Origin of the sequence: Stenotrophomonas maltophilia (assembly GCF_047497515.2) — a bacterium.
Taxonomy (GTDB): Bacteria; Pseudomonadota; Gammaproteobacteria; order Xanthomonadales; family Xanthomonadaceae; genus Stenotrophomonas.
The window spans coordinates 57,562-77,153 of record NZ_JAXAXL020000009.1 but is presented as its reverse complement, the minus strand read 5'-3'; the positions used below and the strand labels follow the sequence as shown (position 1 = coordinate 77,153).

20 protein-coding genes and 2 tRNA genes are annotated in these 19,592 nt (G+C 67.3%); 12 read left to right on the top strand and 10 right to left on the bottom strand.

Going from position 1 to position 19,592, the window contains the following annotated elements:
• The first annotated feature begins 136 nt into the window (after nt 1–136).
• The 6 genes from yccS (at nt 137) to ACMZPQ_RS13540 (ending at nt 6,546) form a co-directional block, all read left to right on the top strand.
• Complete coding sequence (yccS, locus tag ACMZPQ_RS13565; RefSeq protein WP_197582456.1) at nt 137–2,314, top strand: YccS family putative transporter; 2,178 nt, start codon at nt 137–139, stop codon at nt 2,312–2,314.
• A gap of 142 nt (nt 2,315–2,456) precedes the next feature.
• Nucleotides 2,457–3,251, top strand: a complete 795-nt coding sequence (locus ACMZPQ_RS13560; protein ID WP_197582457.1) for an SDR family oxidoreductase — start codon at nt 2,457–2,459, stop codon at nt 3,249–3,251.
• Between the two features lie 154 nt (nt 3,252–3,405).
• Nucleotides 3,406–5,295, top strand: a complete 1,890-nt coding sequence (locus ACMZPQ_RS13555; RefSeq protein ID WP_197582458.1) for an MFS transporter — start codon at nt 3,406–3,408, stop codon at nt 5,293–5,295.
• 181 nt (nt 5,296–5,476) lie between these two features.
• Nucleotides 5,477–5,764, top strand: a complete 288-nt coding sequence (locus tag ACMZPQ_RS13550; protein WP_005419784.1) for a CD225/dispanin family protein — start codon at nt 5,477–5,479, stop codon at nt 5,762–5,764.
• A gap of 34 nt (nt 5,765–5,798) precedes the next feature.
• The gene (locus ACMZPQ_RS13545; RefSeq protein WP_006473644.1) at nt 5,799–6,077 is read left to right on the top strand and encodes a CD225/dispanin family protein; all 279 of its coding nucleotides are present in this window, start codon (nt 5,799–5,801) and stop codon (nt 6,075–6,077) included.
• A gap of 43 nt (nt 6,078–6,120) precedes the next feature.
• Nucleotides 6,121–6,546 (top strand): DUF2752 domain-containing protein, encoded by a 426-nt coding sequence (locus ACMZPQ_RS13540; RefSeq protein WP_197582459.1) that lies wholly within the window; start codon nt 6,121–6,123, stop codon nt 6,544–6,546.
• Between the two features lie 482 nt (nt 6,547–7,028).
• On the opposite strand, the gene ampE is transcribed toward ACMZPQ_RS13540, so the two are convergent.
• The 5 genes from ampE to ACMZPQ_RS13515 form a co-directional block, all read right to left on the bottom strand.
• Entirely contained in the window at nt 7,029–7,916 is an 888-nt protein-coding gene (ampE, locus tag ACMZPQ_RS13535) for a regulatory signaling modulator protein AmpE (protein WP_197582460.1), read from the bottom strand.
• Between the two features lie 133 nt (nt 7,917–8,049).
• Nucleotides 8,050–8,955 carry an NAD(+) diphosphatase gene (nudC, locus tag ACMZPQ_RS13530; RefSeq protein ID WP_197582461.1) on the bottom strand — a complete coding sequence of 302 codons (906 nt, stop codon included), beginning with the start codon at nt 8,953–8,955 and terminating at the stop codon, nt 8,050–8,052.
• 158 nt (nt 8,956–9,113) lie between these two features.
• Entirely contained in the window at nt 9,114–9,506 is a 393-nt protein-coding gene (gene erpA, locus ACMZPQ_RS13525) for an iron-sulfur cluster insertion protein ErpA (RefSeq protein WP_134969324.1), read from the bottom strand.
• Between the two features lie 31 nt (nt 9,507–9,537).
• Nucleotides 9,538–10,002, bottom strand: coding sequence for a polymer-forming cytoskeletal protein (locus ACMZPQ_RS13520; protein WP_197582462.1), 465 nt, complete (start codon nt 10,000–10,002; stop codon nt 9,538–9,540).
• A gap of 4 nt (nt 10,003–10,006) precedes the next feature.
• Entirely contained in the window at nt 10,007–10,750 is a 744-nt protein-coding gene (locus tag ACMZPQ_RS13515) for a DUF6776 family protein (protein WP_049456220.1), read from the bottom strand.
• Nucleotides 10,751–10,929: 179 nt separating this feature from the next.
• On the opposite strand from ACMZPQ_RS13515, the gene ACMZPQ_RS13510 reads away from it, so the two are divergent.
• From ACMZPQ_RS13510 to ACMZPQ_RS13500, 3 genes are read left to right on the top strand one after another with little or no spacing between them, the layout of a single operon-like run.
• Nucleotides 10,930–11,547: a DUF4126 domain-containing protein gene (locus ACMZPQ_RS13510; protein ID WP_197582463.1), complete on the top strand. Its 618-nt coding sequence runs from the start codon at nt 10,930–10,932 to the stop codon at nt 11,545–11,547.
• A 44-nt stretch (nt 11,548–11,591) separates the two neighbouring features.
• Complete coding sequence (locus tag ACMZPQ_RS13505; protein WP_197582464.1) at nt 11,592–13,484, top strand: EAL domain-containing protein; 1,893 nt, start codon at nt 11,592–11,594, stop codon at nt 13,482–13,484.
• Nucleotide 13,485: 1 nt separating this feature from the next.
• Complete coding sequence (locus ACMZPQ_RS13500) at nt 13,486–15,699, top strand: ATP-binding protein (RefSeq protein ID WP_197582465.1); 2,214 nt, start codon at nt 13,486–13,488, stop codon at nt 15,697–15,699.
• Between the two features lies 1 nt (nt 15,700).
• On the opposite strand, the gene bfr is transcribed toward ACMZPQ_RS13500, so the two are convergent.
• The 3 genes from bfr to ACMZPQ_RS13485 all read right to left on the bottom strand — a co-directional run bounded on the left by bfr (nt 15,701) and on the right by ACMZPQ_RS13485 (nt 17,253).
• Nucleotides 15,701–16,171, bottom strand: a complete 471-nt coding sequence (bfr, locus tag ACMZPQ_RS13495) for a bacterioferritin (RefSeq protein ID WP_005414691.1) — start codon at nt 16,169–16,171, stop codon at nt 15,701–15,703.
• A 143-nt stretch (nt 16,172–16,314) separates the two neighbouring features.
• Nucleotides 16,315–16,524, bottom strand: a complete 210-nt coding sequence (locus ACMZPQ_RS13490) for a (2Fe-2S)-binding protein (protein WP_006473776.1) — start codon at nt 16,522–16,524, stop codon at nt 16,315–16,317.
• A gap of 108 nt (nt 16,525–16,632) precedes the next feature.
• Nucleotides 16,633–17,253: an RNA pyrophosphohydrolase gene (locus ACMZPQ_RS13485; RefSeq protein ID WP_197582466.1), complete on the bottom strand. Its 621-nt coding sequence runs from the start codon at nt 17,251–17,253 to the stop codon at nt 16,633–16,635.
• 121 nt (nt 17,254–17,374) lie between these two features.
• On the opposite strand from ACMZPQ_RS13485, the gene ACMZPQ_RS13480 reads away from it, so the two are divergent.
• Both ACMZPQ_RS13480 and ACMZPQ_RS13475 read left to right on the top strand, forming a co-directional pair.
• Nucleotides 17,375–17,451 (top strand) — tRNA-Met (locus ACMZPQ_RS13480).
• A 55-nt stretch (nt 17,452–17,506) separates the two neighbouring features.
• Nucleotides 17,507–17,581: transfer RNA gene (locus ACMZPQ_RS13475), tRNA-Gln, on the top strand.
• Nucleotides 17,582–17,866: 285 nt separating this feature from the next.
• Here ACMZPQ_RS13475 and rpsI read toward each other — a convergent pair.
• Complete coding sequence (rpsI, locus tag ACMZPQ_RS13470; protein ID WP_005411311.1) at nt 17,867–18,259, bottom strand: 30S ribosomal protein S9; 393 nt, start codon at nt 18,257–18,259, stop codon at nt 17,867–17,869.
• A gap of 2 nt (nt 18,260–18,261) precedes the next feature.
• On the bottom strand, nt 18,262–18,690 hold the full coding sequence (gene rplM / locus ACMZPQ_RS13465) for a 50S ribosomal protein L13 (protein ID WP_005414692.1): 429 nt from the start codon (nt 18,688–18,690) through the stop codon (nt 18,262–18,264).
• A 198-nt stretch (nt 18,691–18,888) separates the two neighbouring features.
• On the opposite strand from rplM, the gene coq7 reads away from it, so the two are divergent.
• Entirely contained in the window at nt 18,889–19,533 is a 645-nt protein-coding gene (coq7, locus tag ACMZPQ_RS13460; protein ID WP_197582467.1) for a 2-polyprenyl-3-methyl-6-methoxy-1,4-benzoquinone monooxygenase, read from the top strand.
• Nucleotides 19,534–19,592 lie beyond the last annotated feature (59 nt).

The following is a 19,592-nucleotide window of genomic DNA, read 5'->3' as shown; positions in this document are numbered from 1 at the left end:
CGGCTTCCCCGGCGCATCTGCCGGCCAACGGCCGGCACTGCCATGGGTGCGAAGGGTGGGTGCGGACCGTTGGTCCGCACTGCATATTTCACGCGCAGCCCGCAATAATGGAGCTCGACCCTTCCACCGAGCCTGCATGTCCGCCCGACAATCCCGCCTCAGCCGCCTGTGGGCCCACGAGAAGGCCAGTTATGGCCTGCGGGTGTTCATTGCCCTGAGCGTGGCGATGGCTGTGTGCTGGCAGCTGGACGCGCTTGCCGCGCTGCCCGGCGTGTTCCTCGGCATCATCGCCAGCGCGATCGCCGAGACCGACGACAATGCGTGGGGCAGGACCAAGGCCGTCGCGCTGTCGCTGCTGTGCTTCTGCATCGCGGCGGCCTCGGTGATCTGGCTGTTCCCGTGGCCGTGGATCTTCATCGGCGCGCTGGCGCTGTCCACCTTCGGCCTGACCCTGCTGGGCGCGCTGGGCGAACGCTACGCATCCATCGCCCAGGCCACGGTGACGCTGGCGATCTACACCATGATCGGCCTGGAGCAGCATGGTGCGCGCGACCTGCACACCGCACTGGATGCGGTCAGCCACCTGCTGGCCGGTGCGGCCTGGTATGGCCTGCTGTCGATCCTGTGGACCGCGCTGTTCGCCAACCGTCCGGTACGCGAGCGCGTCGCTCGCCTGTACGTGGAACTGGGCCGCTACCTGCAGCTGAAGGCCGCCCTGTTCGAACCGGTGCGCGAGGCCGACCTGCAGCGCCGCCAGCTGGACCTGGCCGAGCAGAACCGGCGTGTCGTCGGCGCACTGAACGAGGCGAAGACGGCGATCCTGGCGCGCTTCGGCCGTTCCGGCCGGCCCGGCGTGAATTCCGGCCTGTACCTGCGCCTGTATTACATGGCGCAGGATTTCCACGAGCGCGCCAGTTCTTCGCACTACCCCTACGGCGCACTGGTCGATGCCTTCTTCCACAGCGACGTGCTGTACCGCTGCCAGCGCCTGCTCGACCTGCAGGGCCAGGCCTGCGCACGGCTGGGCGAGGCGATCCGCCTGCGCCGCCCGTTCGTGTATGGCGAAAGCAACCAGCAGGCCGGACGAGACCTGGCCGATGCGCTGGCCTACCTGCGCGACCAGCAGCGCCCGCAGTGGCAGCGCCTGCTCGGCTCGCTGGACCTGCTGGTGCACAACCTGCGCAGCATCGAGCGTCGCCTGCTGGATGCCGAACGCTCCGAGGCCAGCCTCGACAACGTCGATACCCGCCTGCGTGACAGCAACCCGCATACCCTGCGCGAAATGGGCGTACGCATCCGCCAGCAGCTCACCCCGGGCTCGGTGCTGTTCCGCCACGGCCTGCGCATGGCCCTGGCGCTGATCGCCGGTTTCGCCGCGATCCGCCTGTTCAATGCGCAGAACGGTTCCTGGGTGCTGCTGACCATCGTGTTCGTGTGCCGGCCCAACTTCGGCGCCACCCGCCAGCGCCTGGCCCAGCGCATCGTCGGGACCGTGGCCGGCCTCGTGCTGACCTGGGCATTGCTGCAACTGTTCCCGCAGCTGCACGTGCAGCTGCTGATTGCATTGTTGTCGGCACTGCTGTTCTTCTTCACCCGCACCGACCGCTACCTGGTGGCGTCGGCGGCGATCACGGTGATGGCGCTGACGTGCTTCAACCTGATTGGTGATGGCTTCGTGCTGATCGTGCCGCGCATGGTCGATACGCTGCTCGGCTGCGCGATCGCCGCCGCGGCCGCGTTCCTGATCCTGCCCGACTGGCAGGGCCGGCAGCTGCATCTCGTACTGGCGCGCGTGCTCGACACCGCCGCACGTTACCTGGATTCGGTGCTGGGCCAGTACCGCAGCGGCATGCGCGACGACCTGGCCTACCGCATCGCCCGCCGCGACATGCACAATGCCGACGCGGCGCTGTCCACCGCGCTATCGAACATGCTGCGTGAGCCTGGCCACGTGCGCCGCAACCTCGATGCCGGCTTCCATTTCCTGGCGCTGTCCAACACCCTGCTCGGCCATCTGTCGGCGCTCGGCGCACATCGCGACCAGGTGGACAGCTATGCCGGCGATCCGCTGGCGCTGGCCGCCGGTGAGCGTGTGCGCAAGGCACTGCAGCAGTTGGCGGCCGCGCTTGCCGCACGCCAGCCGGTTGCGGAGGACGACAACGACGCGGATCGCGCGGTGGCCGCGGAGCTGGAAGAGATCGACGACGCGATGCCGCCGAAACTGCAGCTGATCCGCACGCAGATGGCGCTGGTGCTGCGCCTGCTGCCGAAGGTGCGGGCGGCGGCCAATCAGGCCGTGACCGGCCTGACCTGACCCCCCATCGCTGATCGGGCATTCCATCCACGCATGGCGTGGATCTACTGCGCCGTGCGCAACAGCGCGTTGCGCCGGGCGCTGCAGCCCGATCACGCCGCCCCGCGGATACTGGGTGATCCCCTGCTCACGGATTCCCGCCATGAAGATCGAACTCACCGGCCGTACCGCACTGGTCACCGCCTCCACCGCCGGCATCGGCCTGGCGATCGCCCAGGGTCTCGCTGGTGCGGGCGCACGGGTCATCCTCAATGGCCGCAGCACCGGCAGCATCGAACGCGCGCGCCAGCGCGTGCTGGACGCTGCTCCAGGCGCCGAGGTGATCGGTGTCGCCGCGGATCTGTCCGATGCGGTCGGTGTCGAGACGCTGCTCGCTGGCTTGCCCAAGGTCGACATCCTGGTCAACAACGCCGGCATCTTCGGTCCCGAAGACTTCTTCGAGACCGACGACGCTACCTGGGAACGCTACTGGCAGACCAACGTGATGTCCGGCGTACGCCTGTCGCGCGCCCTGCTGCCGGCGATGGTCGATGCCGGCTGGGGCCGCGTGCTGTTCATTTCCTCGGAGTCGGCGCGCAACATCCCGGCCGACATGATCCATTACGGGGTCAGCAAGACCGCGCAGCTGTCGTTGTCACGCGGCCTGGCCAAGCGCGTGGCCGGTAGTGGCGTCACCGTCAATGCCGTGCTGCCCGGTCCGACGCTCTCTGACGGTTTCGCCGCGATGTTTGAAGATGAACGCCAGCGCAGTGGCAAGCCGCTGGAGCAGATCGGCCGCGAGTTCGTCATGGAGCATCGGCCGTCCTCGCTCATCCAGCGCACGGCCACGGTCGAGGAAGTGGCCAACATGGTGGTCTACCTGGCCTCGCCACAGGCCTCGGCCACCTCCGGTGCGGCGCTTCGCGTGGATGGCGGCGTGGTCGACGATATCGTCTGAGACCGCCGGCAGGCGTGCGGACCAACGGTCCGCACACACAGGTCCGCACCCACCGTTGTGGGGCTTCAGCAGATCCACGCCATGCGTGGATGCGTCCCGCCGTGGTCCCGGCGGATAGGCAGGAATGCTAGGCTGCGCCGTTCAAGGAGGCTCCATGTCCGGTCACAACCAGTTCGCCCTGCTGCGCCAGCGCCGTTTCCTGCCGTTCTTCGTGGTACAGGCGCTCGGTGCGTTCAATGACAACGTCTACCGGCAGGCGATCATCAGCATGTTGCTGTTCATGGCCGTACCGGAGGAAGAGCTGGGGCTGTACGCCACGCTGGCACCGGCCATCTTCATCCTGCCGTACTTCCTGTTCTCGGCATTGGCCGGGCAGATTGCCGACAAGCTGGAAAAATCGCGGCTGATCGTGATCACCACCACCATGGAGATCGTGATCATGTCGCTGGCCGCCACCGGCTTCCTCACCCAGAGCCTGCCGGTGCTGCTGATCGCCCTGTTCTGCACCGGCATGCAGTCGACCTTGTTTGGCCCGGTGAAATACTCGGTGCTGCCCTCGGTGCTCAAGCCTGAGGAACTGACCGGCGGCAACGGCCTGGTCGAAATGGGCACCTCGATGTCGATCCTGTCCGGCATGATCGTCGGCGGCCTGGTGTTCACCGTGGCCGGCAGCCACGGCACGGTGGTGGCCGCATGCGCGATCATCGGCCTGGCGATCTGCGGCAACATCGCCGCCCGCTTGATTCCCAAGGTCGACGCCGGCGACCCGAACCTGAAGATCAACTGGAACCCGCTGCCGGAATCGCTGGCGGTGCTGCGCATGGCGCGCCAGCAGAAGGCAGTGCGCAATGCGATCCTGGGCGTGTCCTGGTTCTGGTTCGTCGGCACGGTGCTGACCTCGCAGCTGCCGGCGTATGCGGTGGCCAACCTCGGCGGCGAGCCGACCCTGTACATCTTCGCCCTCGCCCTGTTCTCGGTCGGCACCGGTGTCGGCTCGCTGCTGTGCGAGAAGCTGTCGGCACGCACGGTGGAAATCGGCCTGGTACCCCTGGGTGCGTTCGGCATGACCGCGTTCCTGCTCGACCTGTACTTCGCCCGCAGCGGCGAGGCGACCGTGCACGGGCTGACCGTCGGCACGTTCCTGCAGCAGCCCGGCAGCATTCGCATCGTCATCGACCTGGTCGGCATCGGCCTGTTCACCGGCATCTTCGTGGTGCCGCTGTTCGCGCTGATCCAGAGCCGCACGCCCAAGGCACAGATGTCACGCGTGTTCGCCGCGCTGAACATCCAGAACTCCGGCTTCATCGTGGCCGCCGCCCTGCTGTCACTGGCCGCGCACAAGCTGCTGCACTGGACCATCCCGCAGCAGTTCCTGGCGCTGGCCATCGCCAATGCGCTGGTGGCGATCTACATCTTCACCATCGTCCCCGAATTCCTGATGCGCTTCCTCAGCTGGGTGATGGTGCGCACCCTGTACCGGCTGCGCCCGCACGGCATCGAGGCCAACGTGCCCGACGAAGGCGCCGCGCTGCTGGTCTGCAACCATGTCAGCTACATGGACGCGCTGATCCTGTCGGCGACGATCCCGCGCCCGGTGCGCTTCGTCATGTACTACAGGATCTTCAACATCCCGGTGATGCGCTGGATCTTCCGCACCGCCAAGGCGATCCCGATCGCCGGCGCCCGCGAAGACCCGGCATTGATGCAGCGCGCGTTCGACGAGATCGATGCCGCGCTGGCCGAGGGCGAGCTGGTCTGCATCTTCCCGGAAGGCGCATTGACCAAGGATGGCGCGATGGCGCCGTTCAAATCCGGCGTCGAGAAGATCCTCGAACGGCGGCCGGTGCCGGTGGTGCCGATGGCCCTGCGCGGCATGTGGTCGAGCATGTGGAGCCGGCGCGACAGCCGCCTCGGGCGCATGCGCGTACCGCGCCGCTTCCGCGCCACCATCGAGGTGGTGGCAGCGCCGGCGGTGGATGGGAACACCACCAGCGCGCCGGTGCTGGAGGCCCAGGTCCGGGCCCTGCGCGGTGATAACGCCTGACGGAATCGGCCCGCCAGGCCGGCCCGACGACCTCCCTGCATACGCCACCGTCCAGTGGATATGCCGTCATGGCGTGACTGTAAACGCATACATGCAACGCCGGTTGCGGTAGATTACGCACCCACAGGGGGGAGGTCCGGCCAATTCACCACGGCCGGCCACCAAGGAATGGAGTCTCGCTTTGAATCAACCACCACCGCTCAGCCGTCCGGTCTACATCCCCAACCATCTGGTCTGGGCGATCCTGACGACGCTGTTCTGCTGCCTGCCGTTGGGCGTGGTGTCGATTGTCTACGCTTCCCAGGTCGATGGCCGCCGCGCGGCCGGCGACCTGCCGGGGGCGTATAGCGCGTCGCGCAAGGCGGGCTGGTGGGCGGTGGCTTCGGCCGTGGCCCTGCCGGTCCTGTTGCTGTTGTGGTTCGGGCTGTTCGGCGGCTTGGCCGTACTGGGCGCTCTTTCCGACCAATGATTCACAACCACCACCCATCAAGGAGCTTGAACCCATGAACACCGCTACTCCGCAGGTCCCGAACAACCTGGTCTGGGCCATCCTGACCACCCTGTTCTGCTGTCTGCCGGCCGGCATCGTCTCGATCGTCTACGCCGCACAGGTCAACGGCAAGCTGGCTGCGGGCGACATCGCTGGCGCCCAGGATTCGGCCGCCAAGGCCAAGAAGTGGGCCATCTGGTCGGCCATCGCCTGGGTCGTGGTGGTCGTGCTGTACGTGCTGTTCTTCGTTGTGCTCGGCGGCATGGGCGCGATGAGCAACAGCGGCTACTGATACGCCTGGACGGATCCGGCGCCTGCGCCGGATCCGTTGTTGCATGTCCGCGCTTCCCGCCCGTTCCCGACTCGCCCGCTGGGCGCCGCTGCTGGCCACCACCGGCCTGGCCGTGGGTGCCACGGTGGTGCTGCGCAACGTCAATCCGTATGCCGCCGGCAACCCGTTGCCGAGCTGCCCGCTGTACGCGCTGACTGGCCTGTACTGCCCGGGCTGTGGCAGCACGCGCTGCCTGTATTCGCTGGTCCATTTCGACCTGCCCGGCGCGATGGCAATGAATCCCCTGCTGGTCATCAGCCTGCCGTTCCTGTTGCTGATGCTGCTCAACATCGCCGGCATCCGCCCGCGCGTGCTCGACCCGTTGATGCGGGTACTGGCCAATCCCACGTTCTGGCTCTGGGTACTGCCCGGGTATGCGCTGCTGCGCAACCTGCCGTGGGCGCCGTTCACCGCGCTGGCACCGATCTAGGTTTCCAGCCAACGGCGCAGCCCCTCGTGGTGGGCGGCGTTTTTCGATCATGGGGTTGGCCGGGTGGGTGGGCTGCGCAGGGGTCGCTGCAAGTACCCCTCCGGGGCCCGGCCCAGCCGCTGGCGGCTGGGCGTTCGGTCGCTTGCGAAGCAGTGCTTCGCAAGCAAAGCGCCCTCACCCATGTAAGCTCGGTCGCCGCATCCATGCGGCTCACGCCCCTGCGCAGCCCACCCACCCGGCCACGGACAGTTTCCGTGCGCGTCCACCACGGAAAAGAAAAAAATCAAAAGCGAAAGCGGATCGCTTCGCTCTGCATCCACGCATGGCGTGGATCTACCGTGTCGACCAAGGTCGACACCCACCACCGGCAGTCGCAGTTGACCCACCGTCACCGGGAATCTGTCGGGGGTGGGGCGGTGTGGGGCTGCTGTTGCCGTTGCTGTTGCCTCTGCAGGTGCAGGGCTGCAAGCCCTGCAAGACAACTACGTCACCCAGCCTGCAATCACCAGCAGGGCGAGGATCGCCAGCCACAGCAGCAGCATCCGCCACACCAGGCTCATCGCATCACGCAGTTCCGGCAGGCGCTGCCACACCGGCAGCAACCCGGCCTCGGTGTAGTCGTGCGCGTCCTCGCGCAGCTCGGCGTTGACGCTGGCCCGTGCGACCGCGCCGAGAAAGCCGATGTTCCCTGCAAGGCGCTCACCATGGGCCTGGCGCCACGCCTTCCACGCCGTATCGAAATTGCCTACCAGCGCCATCGAGAACGCCATCAACTGTGCCACCGGCCACTCGATCCAGCCCAGCAGGCGCTGCGCCAACGCCAACGGCTCCACCGGCACGCGCGCGCGCATCGGGCTTTCCGCCATCAGCGCCAGCAGCCGGTAACCCAGCGCACCGGCCGGGCCCAGCAACAGGAACCAGAACAACACTGCGAACCAGCGCCGCAACGCGTTGAGCACGGTCGCCTCGACCAGCGACGGCATGTCCTCGCGCAGGCTGCCACCGGCCGCCTGCAGATTGCGCACCGCCGCCTGTCGCGTCGCGGCATCGTCGGCATCGATGATCGCCTCGATGTCGCGATCCAGATCACGTGGACCCCAGCACCAGGCCAGCACCGCCACCCCCAGCAACAGCGACGGCAGGCCGAACAGCACCCCGCGCAGCAGCCACGCCAGCAGCGCCATCAGCAACAGCGGCGGCAGCAGCGCCAGCGCGACGCCCGCCGGCCCCTGCCAGGCCTTGCCACCCCGGGCATCCAGCCAGCCCAGCCAGCGCCGGAAGCCGTCGAAACGGCGCAGCGAGGCAGCAGCAGCCGGGGCGACATGGCCCAGGGCCAGCGCTACCAGCACGGCAGCCAGAGTGGTGAACATGGCGGGTCTCCCTACGAAACAGAACGCTCGCGCCGCTACCTTACCTGTCGCAGCGGCGCCCTCAGCGGTGAACCGGACTGTAACCCGGGCCGTGTTCAGGTGGCGGCAATACAGCCGCCGCGCCCGACCCGGTTCAGCCCTTCTGCTGCCGGTACCAATGCTCGATCAGGCCCCTGGAAATCGAGATCGGCGGTGACAGGCGGATACCCAGGCCATCGTCCTCGGCATCACGTGCCAGCGCCGCGCCAACCTCGTCGGCACTGAACCAGCGTGCGTCTTCCAGTTCCCCGTCCACGGTCGGCAGGTCGTCGTGTGCCTGTGCGCGGAAACCGACCATCAGCGCGCCCGGGAATGGCCAGGGTTGCGAGCCGAGGTACTGGCAGGCGGTCACCCGCACCTTGCTCTCCTCATGAACCTCGCGCACCACGGTCTGCTCGAAGGTCTCGCCGGGCTCGACGAAGCCGGCCAGTACCGAGTAGCGGCGCGGCGCCCAGTTCGACTGGCGGCCCAGCAGCAGCCGGCCCTGGTTTTCCACCGCCACGATCACCGCCGGATCGACCCGCGGGTAGTGCTCGGTGGAGCACTGTGCGCAGTGGCCGACGAAGCCACCCCGCGCGAATGCCACCGCGCCACCACACACACCGCAGAAGCGGGTGCGCGAATGCCAGTAGGACATGCCACGTGCGTAGCTGAAGGCGGTCGCGTCGGCCATCGACCACAGCAAGGCGGCCTGGCGCAGGTCGAGGCGGCGCGGCGCGGTGATGGTCAGGTTGGCGGCTTCAACCGAGAACCAGGCCTGTTCGCCTCGCAGGCCGAGGAAGATCGCGGCACCTGGACCACCGCCGATGTCGGCACCGGTCAGTGCCAGCGGCTGGTCGTCATCACCAGTGAAGGCGCTGCCATCCTGGTCGAGCACGAGAATGCGCGCGCCCGGCCACAGGCGCGCCAGTGCATCGGCATCGGCACGCAGGGCATCGGCGCGCTCCAGCGGTTCGCCCACGAAGGCGAAACCGGAAAGCGGCGAAGAAGTATTGGGCATCCGGCAAGCGTGCCGCCAATCGATGCGGGTGGCAAGCCGCGCTGTGCGCAATCTGCTGTTGTAGGAGTGGAGGCACACAGCATCCACGCATGGCGTGGATCTACTGATCCGCTCTGGTAGGTGCCAACCTTGGTTGGCACATTCCGGCCACAGGATGCTTACATGCTGAAGCTGCTGCCGCAGCCGCAGGTGGTCTTTGCGTTCGGATTGCGGATCACGAACTGCGCACCGGTCAGGCTCTCGGTGTAGTCCACCTCGGCCCCCATCAGGTACTGCAGGCTCAGCGGGTCGACCAGCAGGGTCACCCCGCTGGTCTGCACCGCCAGGTCATCGTCGGCACGGTTCTCGTCGAACTCGAACCCGTACTGGAAACCGGAACAGCCGCCGCCTTCGATGTACACGCGCAATGCCAGGTCGGGGTTGCCCTCTTCCTGGATCAGGGATTTGACCTTGGCGGCCGCCGACTCGGTGAAGTTCAGCGGGCGCTCCAGCGACTGGTAATCGGGCGCGGCGACCGGAGTGGCGCCGGGCAGGGAGACTAGCGTGCTCATGCCGTCAGCATGGGGGCGCCGACGATGGCTTTCAAGCCATCGCCTCGGCCAGCTTGCGTCGCGCAGCGGTGTCGCCCTTGCCGTCATTGGCGTCGCCACCTTCCGGGGCCGGCAGGGCCGCCATCGGGGCGCTGGCATGGATCAGGCGGCCGTTCAGCTGGGCGCCCGCATTCATTTCCACCACCTGGTAATGGACATTGCCGTTGACCCGCGCACTCGGGGTCAGCTCGACCTTCTCGGTGGCGTGCACGTCGCCGTCCAGGCGGCCACTGATGACCACCACCTGGGCGCGGATCTCACCCTCGATCACGCCATGCTCGGCGACCGTCAACGTCGCGCCACTGGCGCCTTCGGCGGCGATCACCTTGCCGTGGATGCGGCCTTCCACATACAGGCCACCACTGAATTCCACATCGCCGCGGATCACCACCTGGTTGCCGATCAGGGCATCCACCACCAGCTGGCCATCACGGTTGGATTTGCTGTTTCCGAACATCTGCCTACTCCCCTTTGCTGGCCGGCGCGCCGGCCTGTTTCCAGTCGAATACCTGGGTGGTACCCCCCGTACCACTCCCCAATGTCACCCGCACGCGTTGCGGGGTGAAGTCAGCCGGCAGCATCACGCTGCCGGTGATCTGCTGGAAATACCGGAACGAGTAATCCTGTCCCGGTACCTTGCTGCGCTGGTGCAGATCATCCCAGCTGATCGTGGCCAGCTTGCCGTTCTTCACGCCTTCCACGGTGAATCGCATCTGCCCTTGGCTGATGGCACCGCGGTTGAGGTTCTGGGTCAGCACGGCGGTGTACTGCCAGGTGCCGGCCGCTTCCGGGCTGAATTCGATCGAATGGGTGTTCAGGCCCTTGCGCTGGCTGGTCGAACCGACCAGGCGCTCATAGAAGGCGACGTCGGCACGCAGGCCGGCGATTTCCTCATCGCGCTCGGCCAGCGAGGACTGCACCTCGGTGTTGGCGGCGCGGCTGATGCGGTCGGAGGCTTCCAGCGTGGCCTGCTTCTGGCGCAGCTCAGTCAGCTGCGCCTGCAGCGTCTCGGCGTGCTTCTCGGCGGCCTGCAGGCGTTGGCCCTGCGCATCGCGCGGGGTGGCCATCCAGCAGCCTCCGAGCACCGCCAGCACCAGGCTGAGCAGCCAGATGCCGCCAAGCACCAGCAGGCGGCGGCGATCGACCGGCGGTTGCGGCGCGCCGGGCAGGCGAACCTGCACGCGCATGGGAGGGCGGTTGTTCATGGGTGGTTTCCGGGGCATCGCGAGGGCGACACCGGTACGGCCCCTGTGGCAAACGACGGGCTAGTGTATGACAGGACGGGTGGGTTTCCTGCGTAGTGGCCGGCCGCGGTCTGTGGCGTTCAGGCACGCCATCGCCGATAGTGAGGCCCCCCGCACAGTTCCGTCGCCGGAGCATCGCCATGACCGAAGCCCACCTGTTCGTGATCGGCATCCTGCTGGCCTGGCTGGCCGGCATCCGCGTCTATCTCACCGTGTTCGGCGTCGGCCTGGCCGGCCTGCTCGGCTGGGTCGACCTGCCACCCGCGCTGCAGGCCACCGAATCGTGGTGGGTGCTGGGTACCTCGGCGGCGCTGGCAGTGACCGAATTCTTCGCCGACAAGATCCCCGGCGTGGACTCGGTGTGGGATCTGGTGCAGACCCTGGCACGCGTGCCTGCCGGTGCCTTCCTTGCCGCCGCCACGTTGTCGCCGGATGGCCAGCTGGGGACCGGCGCACTCGCCGCCGGTGCCGGTGTCGCGCTGGCCAGCCATGGCCTGAAGGCCGGCACCCGCGCCCTGCTCAATACCTCACCGGAACCGGCCAGCAACTGGGTGGCCTCCGCCGCCGAAGACACCGTGGTGATCGGTGGCCTGGCGCTGGCCCTGGCGCACCCGTGGATCGCGCTGGTGGTGGTGCTGGCCTGCAGCATCGCTGGCGCGCTGCTGGTCTGGCTGGTCTGGCGTACCTTGTGGAAGGGCGTGCGCTGGCTGGCGCGCGGCGGGGCCACGGACAGTCCGCGACCGCACAGCAGCGGCTGAGCGCCGGGCTTGTCGCATAATGGATGCGAACACCAGGAGCACCGATGGCCGCAAACGAATCCCCCGCGGGCGCCCGCCCGGGACGCGCTGAAACCCCTCCGGCCGATCATTGGCAGCGCTGGGCCAGCGCGGCGGTCGCCAACACCGCAGCGACGGCCACCACGCCCATCACGGCGCCTGCGGCCGCTGCCGATGCCGCGCCCAACGCGGCACCGCCGCCGCTGCCCGGCCCGATCGCGGCGACAGCCGCCGAGGCAGGCAACAGCGACCAGGCACCGTCACCGTCCGATTCACCCTACCGCGTGCTGATCGTCGAAGACGATCGCGCCCAGGCCCTGTTCGCGCAGAGCGTGCTGCATGGCGCCGGCATGCAGGCGATCGTGCACAGCGACGCCGATGGTGCCCTGCAGGCAATCAAGGACCACCATCCCGACCTGATCCTGATGGACCTGCACCTGCCCGGCCTGGATGGCATGCGCCTGACCGCGCTGATCCGCCAGCAACCCGGCCTGCAGCTGCTGCCGATCGTCTTCCTCAGCGGCGACCCGGACCCGGAGCGCCAGTTCGAAGTGCTCGACAGCGGCGCCGACGACTACCTCAGCAAGCCGATCCGGCCGCGTCACCTGATCGCCGCCGTATCCAACCGCATCCGCCGGGCGCGTGCGCAGGCCGCGACCCTGCCCGGCGCCTCCGGGACGCCCGCCACCAGCAACCCGGAGACCGGCCTGCCGACGCGCCACCACGTGCTGCAGCAGCTCAACGCCGCGCTCGCCCACCGTGACCGCGGCGGTGTGTTCTTCGTTGAAGTGTCCAGTGCACTGGGCCTGCGCGAGCGCTACGGCTATGCCGCCTTCGAACGGCTGATGGTGCAGGCCGGACAGCGCCTGGCCGAGGCGGGCCACCCGCACCTGCTGGCGCGCCTGAACGACAACAGCTTCCTGCTGCTGGCGCGCAATGCCGGCGAGGACAGCCTGGAAAGCATCGCCGCTGCCCTGCGCGAACAGCTGTCGGCGCGGGCCTTCGTGATCCGCGACGACGAATCCGTGCATCTGCGCGGCGTGGTCGGCTATGCACCGTTGTCGCCAGGCTTCGACGATGCCAACAGCGCCCTGGAAGCCGTCGAGCGCACCACCCTGCAGGCCCGCCTGCTCAGCGCCGGCGTGGCCGGCCACGTGCATCGCGACGTGGTCAGCGAACAGGAACACCTGGCACTGCTGGACGGCCAGCTGGAACTGGCCTACCAGCCGATTGTCGCCGTGGCCGGTGGCAACACCGCGCAATACCAGCTGCTTCTGCGCCTGCGCCAGGCCGATGGCACGGTGCTGGCCGCCGGCCAGGTGATTCCGGCCGCGGAAGCCGCTGGACGCATCGCAGACCTCGACCAGCAGGTGATGGACCACGCACTGGGCCTGCTCGACCTGTACCGGCACGCGACGCAGCCGCTGAACCTGTTCGTCTCGCAGTCGCTGCGCACCCTTCAGCGCGATGCGTTCGCCGACTGGCTGCTGGAATCGCTGCAACGGCGCGACCTGCCAGGCAGCGCACTGGTGATCGACGTACGCCTTCCTGATGCATTGATCCACACCGTGCCGCTGCAGCAGTTCTGCCAGCGCATGACCGGTGCCGGCGTGCGCTTCTGCCTGAGCCAGTTCGAGCCGGGCGGCGAAGCCGATGCGTTGCTGACCCAGCTGCCGCTGTCGTTCGTGCGCATGGCCGCACGCTTCTCCAGCAGCCATGCCAACCCGGCCACCCGCGAGGAACTGCGCCGGGCGATCGAACGCGCGCACGGCGCGGGGCTGCAGATCATTGGCCAGCAGATCGAAGATCCGCAGGCCGCCGCCGCAATGTGGGTGGGCGGTGTCGACTACATCCAGGGCAACATGGTGCAGTCGGCTGGCAGTGACCTGAACTTCGACTTCCACAACGCGGTGCTCTGACGTGCCGCTGTGGGCCGCGCTGCTGGCCGCCCTGATCGTGGCAGTGACGGGGCTGCTGCTGGTGGGCCTGCGCCTGCGTACGCGTGAGGGTGCGCTGGCCCGCCTGCAGAGGGAACGCGACGCGCTGGCCAGCGAGCGCGACCAGCTGCGCCACACCACCGAGCGCCAGGGGCAACTCGAACAGCAGCTGCTGCAGGCCAAGCAGGCGGCCGAAGCGGCAGTGCTGGCCAAGGGCGAGTTCCTGGCCACGATGAGCCATGAAATCCGCACGCCACTCAACGGCATCCTGCCGATGCTGGAGCTGATCGCGCGAGGGCCGCTGGGCGACGACCAGCGGCAGATGCTGGCCACCGCATCGGCCAGTTCGCAGCAGCTGCTGCGCATCGTCGACGACATCCTCGACTACTCACGGCTGGAAGCGCAGGCGCTGGAACTGGAGATCACCAGCTTCAACCTGCGCGACCTGCTTGACGGCGTGGTGCAGCTGATGCAGCGCGCCGCCGACTCCAAGGGCCTGTCGTTGCGGCTGCAGCTGGATCCGTCGGTGCGCCTGCCGGTGCGTGGCGATCCGGTGCGGCTGCGCCAGGTGCTGAGCAACCTGCTGGCCAACGCCATCAAGTTCACCGCCCGTGGCCAGGTGCAGCTGCGGGTGCAACGGTTGGGCGAAGGCGCGGCGCAGCACCAGCTGCGCTTCGAGATCATCGACACTGGCATCGGCATCGACGAGGCCCTGCAGGCGCGCCTGTTCCAGTCCTTCAGCCAGGCCGACGCCTCCACCACCCGTATCTACGGCGGTACCGGCCTGGGCCTGGCCATCTGCAAGCGCATCATCGACCTGATGCACGGGCGCATCGGTGTGCAGTCCACGCCCGGCCAGGGCGCCACGTTCTGGTTCGAGGTTCCGCTGTTGAAAGTGCCTGGCGACCTGCCGGCGATGGCACGCGCACCGTCAGCGCTGTTGCTGTTCAGCACTGACGCGCTGCTGCAGGCGCGTGTCGAGCGCATTGCCGCCCATCACGGCCTGCAGGTGGAGGCACTGGCGCAGCTCGACGACGTGGTCGGGCGCCTGCGCTCGATGCCGCGACCGGGGCAGTCCGCGCCGGCGTGGCTGCTGATAGATGCGCGGGCACGCCGCCACGGCGAGGCGACACTGCAGCAGGCACTGGCCGAGCGCAGCGACGACGGGTTGCAGGTGCTGTGGCTGCAGGACGATGCGCTGCCGGCGCGTCACCACCAGCACCGGCTGCCCGCGCATTTCGACGACCCAGCCCTGCATGCGCTGTTGGCCGCACCGGCCACGCAGGCGCGTCCGGCGGCACTGCTGGCCAACGCCGAGGAGGCGCAGCCGGCAGCGGCCCTGCCGCCGCTGCACCTGCGCGTCGTGCTGGTGGAAGACAACACCGTCAACCGGATGGTCGCCGAGCAGTTGCTGCGCGTATTCCAGTGCGAAGTGCGCAACGCCGCCGATGGCGAACAGGCGCTGGCCCTGTTGCGCGAGGGCGGCGTCGACGTGGTGCTGATGGACTGCCAGATGCCGGTGCTGGACGGCTATGCCGCCACCCGCCACTGGCGCGCCGAGGAAGTGGAGCGCGGGCTGACGCGGCTTCCGATCATCGCGATGACCGCCAACGCCATGGCGGGTGACCGCGAACGCTGCCTGCAGGCCGGCATGGACGACTACCTGTCCAAGCCGATCACGCGCGCCACGCTGCATGCGCTGCTGCAACGCTGGGGCCAGCGATCTGACGATGTCGTAGCGTCGAGCCATGCTCGGCTGACGGAGCTCGAATGCGAGCAGCATGGCGATCCTCGAGCAAGCTCGACGCTACAGACCAGACCACCCAGCGCGGCACCGCAACCGGTGCTCGACCGCGCCGTGCTGGACGAACTGCACGCGGTGATCGGCGAGGCCGCCATCCAGATCATTTCGGTGTTCCTGGAAGACGCGCCCGCACTGGTGCAGCACCTGCAGCAGGCCGCACAGGCGGGCGACGAAGCCCGCCTGCAGGCGGTCGCGCACAGCCTGAAATCATCCAGTGCGAACGTCGGCGCGTTGTCGCTGTCGACGGTGGCCCGGCGCATCGAACACGAAGCCCGCGGCGGCAGCCTGCAGCGCCCGGCGGTGGCAGTGGCGCTGCTGGTGGCCGAATTCGCCCGCGCACGCGTGGCGCTGACAGGCTACCTGGCACAGCATCGCGCCGGCCAGGGCGACTGACTTACTCTTCCAGCTTGCTCAGCAGGTACTTCGGCTCGCCGATGCGCTCGATCAGATCCAGCTGGGTTTCCAGCCAGTCGATGTGCTCTTCTTCCGAGTCGAGGATCTTCACGAACAGCTGGCGGCTGACATAGTCACCGACCGAATCGGCATAGGCCACGGCCTCGCGCAGGGTGACCACGCCGTCGCGTTCCAGCGACAGGTCGCACTGCAGGATTTCGGTCGGGTTCTCGCCGATGCGCAGCTTGCCCAGTGCCTGGAAGTTCGGCAGCCCCTCGAGGAACAGGATGCGGTCGGCGAGCATGTCGGCATGCTTCATCTCGTCGATCGATTCCTTGTACTCGTGTTCGGCCAGCTCCTTGATGCCCCAGTTCTTCAGCATCTTGGCGTGCAGGAAGTACTGGTTGATCGCGGTCAGCTCGTTGTAGAGGACCTTGTTGAGGAATTCGATGACCTTGGTGTCGCCCTTCATGGGGATGCTCCTGCACGCTGAAAACGCAGGCACTTTAGCGCCTTGCGCAGCCCCGTGAAGGAACGCGAATCGTGCGCATTGGCCTGTGCGGCCAGCAGTGAAGGATGCGAAAGGGCGGCGTCAACGCGCCGCGAAAGAAACGGTCAGGCGACCTGGGCCAGGCCCAACACCGGCAGCGGCAGATCGTGGGTGGCACGTGCCTTGGCCAGCAACTCACCGGCCATGTCCAGGCAGGAACCACAGGTGGCGCCACAGCCGGTACGCATCGTCAGTTCGGCCACCGTGCTGACGCCATTGCCGGCGGCTTCGCGGATCTGGTGGTCGGTGACTCCGTTGCAGATGCAGACGTACACAGGCGGGAACCGGGCTGACAGGCCAGAAGCGGCCTGTGGGCTATTCCAATGGAAACGAGAATGGTTGTCAATCAGAGACCTGAACCATTCTCGATACCGTTCAGCCCGTCAGCTGGCCGGCCCGTCGCCCTGCGCCTTCTTCGGCCAGTAGCCGCGGGTCCGTGGACGCTTGCGCGGGCGTTCATGCCCGGCGGTATGGCCCGGCATCCAGGCCTCGGCGGCGCTCTTGGGCATGGCAGTGACGCTCTGCCCGGCCACCCCGCGCGCCAGCGGCGCCAGGTGACGCAGCGCACGCGCGTAGACACCGCGCTTGAACATCACCACATGCTCCACCGGGTACCAGAAGTCGACCCAGCGCCAGTGGTCGAACTCGGGCGAGTCGGTGTGGTCCAGCTTCACATGGGATTCGTCGCCGGTCAGGCGCAGCAGGAACCAGACCTGCTTCTGGCCGATGCAGACCTGCCGCTCGTTGCGGCGGATGGCCCGGGCCGGCAGCTTGTAACGCAGCCAGCCGGGTGTCGCCCCGAGCACTTCCACATGCTCAGGCAGCAGGCCGGTCTCTTCCTGCAGTTCACGATACATGGCCTCGACAGGCGTCTCGTCGGTGTTCATGCCCCCCTGCGGGAACTGCCAGCCATCCCGGCGCACGCGTCGTGCCCAGAACACCTGGCCGTCCTGCCGCATCAGCACGATGCCGACGTTCGGTCGATAGCCGTCCGGATCGATCACGATGCGGACTCCTAAGAAAATCTACTGGTTGGGACTATCCCATGCCGCCTGTCAGCCCACAAGCGCGATACAAAACTGTTGACAGGGGCGATACACATCCGCAGAATAGCGGGCTCACCAAGGCTATGTAGCTCAGCCGGTTAGAGCACAGCACTCATAATGCTGGGGTCGGTGGTTCGAGTCCACCCATAGCCACCACACTGAAAATCAAGTTGTTTTTCAGTGTGAAAAGTGAGAAAATAGTTGCACGTTTTGCCCCGTCGCCAAGCGGTAAGGCACCTGACTCTGACTCAGGCATTCGGTGGTTCGAATCCATCCGGGGCAGCCAAACAAAAAAGAAAAAAGCCTGATCGAAAGATCAGGCTTTTTTCTTTTTTGTTTGGTCACGCATCCCACCTTATCCCCGCGCCTGTCGGCGAGCGCCCTGGAACAACAAGGGGACTCTCCTCCAGAGAGAGATCCGGGGTCGGATCCTTCGAAACTACGGGTAGTGCCGGCCGCTGGCCGGCAACCTCGAAATGTTCAGCCCTGGAACGACAAAAGCCCGGCCGAAGCCGGGCTTTTGCTTTTCCAACCAGCGGACTCCCGAGGGAGCCCAACCAGGCGCGGTAAATCAGCGCTTGGAGAACTGGGTGGCGCGGCGGGCCTTGTGCAGACCGACCTTCTTACGCTCGACTTCACGGGCGTCACGGGTCATGAAGCCGGCCTTGCGCAGCTCGGACTTCAGGGTTTCGTCGTACTCGACCAGAGCACGGGCGATGCCCAGACGGATCGCACCGGCCTGGCCGGTGGTGCCGCCGCCAGCGGCGGTGACCAGGATGTCGAAGCTTTCGGTGTTCTTGGTCAGCTCGAGCGGCTGGCGCACGATCATGCGCGCGGTCTCACGACCGAAGAACTCGTCCAGCGGACGGCCATTGACGGTGATGTTGCCCGAACCCTTGCGCAGGAACACGCGAGCGGTGGAGGACTTGCGGCGGCCAGTGCCGTAGTTTTGAGTGATAGCCATGATTAGATATCCAGAACCTGCGGCTGCTGTGCGGCGTGCGGATGCTCAGTGCCGGCGTAGACCTTGAGCTTGCGGTACATCTGGCGACCCAGCGGGCCCTTCGGCAGCATGCCCTTCACGGCGATCTCGATCACGCGCTCCGGGTGGCGCTCCAGCGCCTGGGCCAGGGATTCGGTCTTCAGGTTGCCGATGTAACCGGTGAAACGGTGATACATCTTGTCCTGCAGCTTCTTGCCGGTGACGGCAATCTTTTCTGCATTGATGACGACCAGGTAGTCGCCGGTATCAACGTGCGGGGTGTAGACCGGCTTGTGCTTGCCACGCAGACGGCGGGCCAGCTCGGTGGCGAGACGGCCCAGGGTCTTGCCCTCGGCGTCGACGAGGTACCAGTCGCGCTGGACGGTCTCGTTCTTGGCAGTGAAAGTGCTCATGAAGAACTCTAGGTTAGGTCGGGCTCATTGCGGCGAAAGGCTCGCCGGAACTCTGCCACGCGTTGTGAAAAGGTGAAGCGTAAGAGGCGGGATTGTACTCACCTTGGCAGCCGGGTGCAACCTGCCCGGAGCGCCGGGTTGGCAGGGGCCCGGGCGCGGGCGAGAATCGGGGGGTCTTCCGCCCCAACGCCTACCGCCATGACCGTGCTCCGCCAGACCACCCCGCTGGACCACCTGCTGACCGAGGCGCAGCGCGCCCTGGACACGGTGTTCGGCAATCCGCCGGCGGCCCGCCCCTACCCGGCCGTGGACACCGACGAGCCAGGCATGGACAACGCCGAGCGCCGCCACGCGGCGGGCCTGATGCGGATCAACCACGTTGGCGAAGTCTGCGCACAGGGCCTTTACTTCGGCCAGGCCGCCGTCGCCCGCGACCCGGCCACGCGTGAACACCTGCTGGAAGCGGCCCAGGAAGAAACCGACCACCTGGCCTGGTGCGCCACGCGGCTGGGCGAGCTGGACAGCCGCCCCAGCCTGTTCAACCCGCTGTGGTACGCCGGCAGCTACAGCATCGGCACCCTGGCCGGGCTGCGCGGCGATGGCTGGAACCTGGGTTTCGTGGTCGAGACCGAGCGCCAGGTGGAAGCCCATCTGGACGAGCACCTGGTTGACCTGCCAGCCGGCGACCTGCGCAGCCGTGCGGTCATCGCCGTGATGAAGGAGGACGAGGCCCGCCATGCGGACCACGCCGAGCAGGCCGGTGCACGCCGCCTGCCGTTCCCGATTCCGGGGGCAATGGCGCTGGCCTCCAAGGTGATGAAGACCATCGCGTACCGGCTGTAAGCCCCGGGTAGTGCCGGCCGCTGGCCGGCAACCTCCTGATCTTCGGCGGTGCCTACGGG

Bases quoted from the DNA above. Each gene is read 5' to 3' on its own strand.
- yccS (WP_197582456.1), top strand. From the start codon at position 137: ATGTCCGCCCGACAATCCCGCCTCAGCCGCCTGTGGGCCCACGAGAAG.
- ACMZPQ_RS13560 (WP_197582457.1), top strand. From the start codon at position 2,457: ATGAAGATCGAACTCACCGGCCGTACCGCACTGGTCACCGCCTCCACC.
- ACMZPQ_RS13555 (WP_197582458.1), top strand. From the start codon at position 3,406: ATGTCCGGTCACAACCAGTTCGCCCTGCTGCGCCAGCGCCGTTTCCTG.
- ACMZPQ_RS13545 (WP_006473644.1), top strand. From the start codon at position 5,799: ATGAACACCGCTACTCCGCAGGTCCCGAACAACCTGGTCTGGGCCATC.
- ACMZPQ_RS13540 (WP_197582459.1), top strand. From the start codon at position 6,121: ATGTCCGCGCTTCCCGCCCGTTCCCGACTCGCCCGCTGGGCGCCGCTG.
- ampE (WP_197582460.1), bottom strand. From the start codon at position 7,916: ATGTTCACCACTCTGGCTGCCGTGCTGGTAGCGCTGGCCCTGGGCCAT.
- nudC (WP_197582461.1), bottom strand. From the start codon at position 8,955: ATGCCCAATACTTCTTCGCCGCTTTCCGGTTTCGCCTTCGTGGGCGAA.
- erpA (WP_134969324.1), bottom strand. From the start codon at position 9,506: ATGAGCACGCTAGTCTCCCTGCCCGGCGCCACTCCGGTCGCCGCGCCC.
- ACMZPQ_RS13520 (WP_197582462.1), bottom strand. From the start codon at position 10,002: ATGTTCGGAAACAGCAAATCCAACCGTGATGGCCAGCTGGTGGTGGAT.
- ACMZPQ_RS13515 (WP_049456220.1), bottom strand. From the start codon at position 10,750: ATGAACAACCGCCCTCCCATGCGCGTGCAGGTTCGCCTGCCCGGCGCG.
- ACMZPQ_RS13510 (WP_197582463.1), top strand. From the start codon at position 10,930: ATGACCGAAGCCCACCTGTTCGTGATCGGCATCCTGCTGGCCTGGCTG.
- ACMZPQ_RS13505 (WP_197582464.1), top strand. From the start codon at position 11,592: ATGGCCGCAAACGAATCCCCCGCGGGCGCCCGCCCGGGACGCGCTGAA.
- bfr (WP_005414691.1), bottom strand. From the start codon at position 16,171: ATGAAGGGCGACACCAAGGTCATCGAATTCCTCAACAAGGTCCTCTAC.
- rpsI (WP_005411311.1), bottom strand. From the start codon at position 18,259: ATGGCTATCACTCAAAACTACGGCACTGGCCGCCGCAAGTCCTCCACC.
- rplM (WP_005414692.1), bottom strand. From the start codon at position 18,690: ATGAGCACTTTCACTGCCAAGAACGAGACCGTCCAGCGCGACTGGTAC.
- coq7 (WP_197582467.1), top strand. From the start codon at position 18,889: ATGACCGTGCTCCGCCAGACCACCCCGCTGGACCACCTGCTGACCGAG.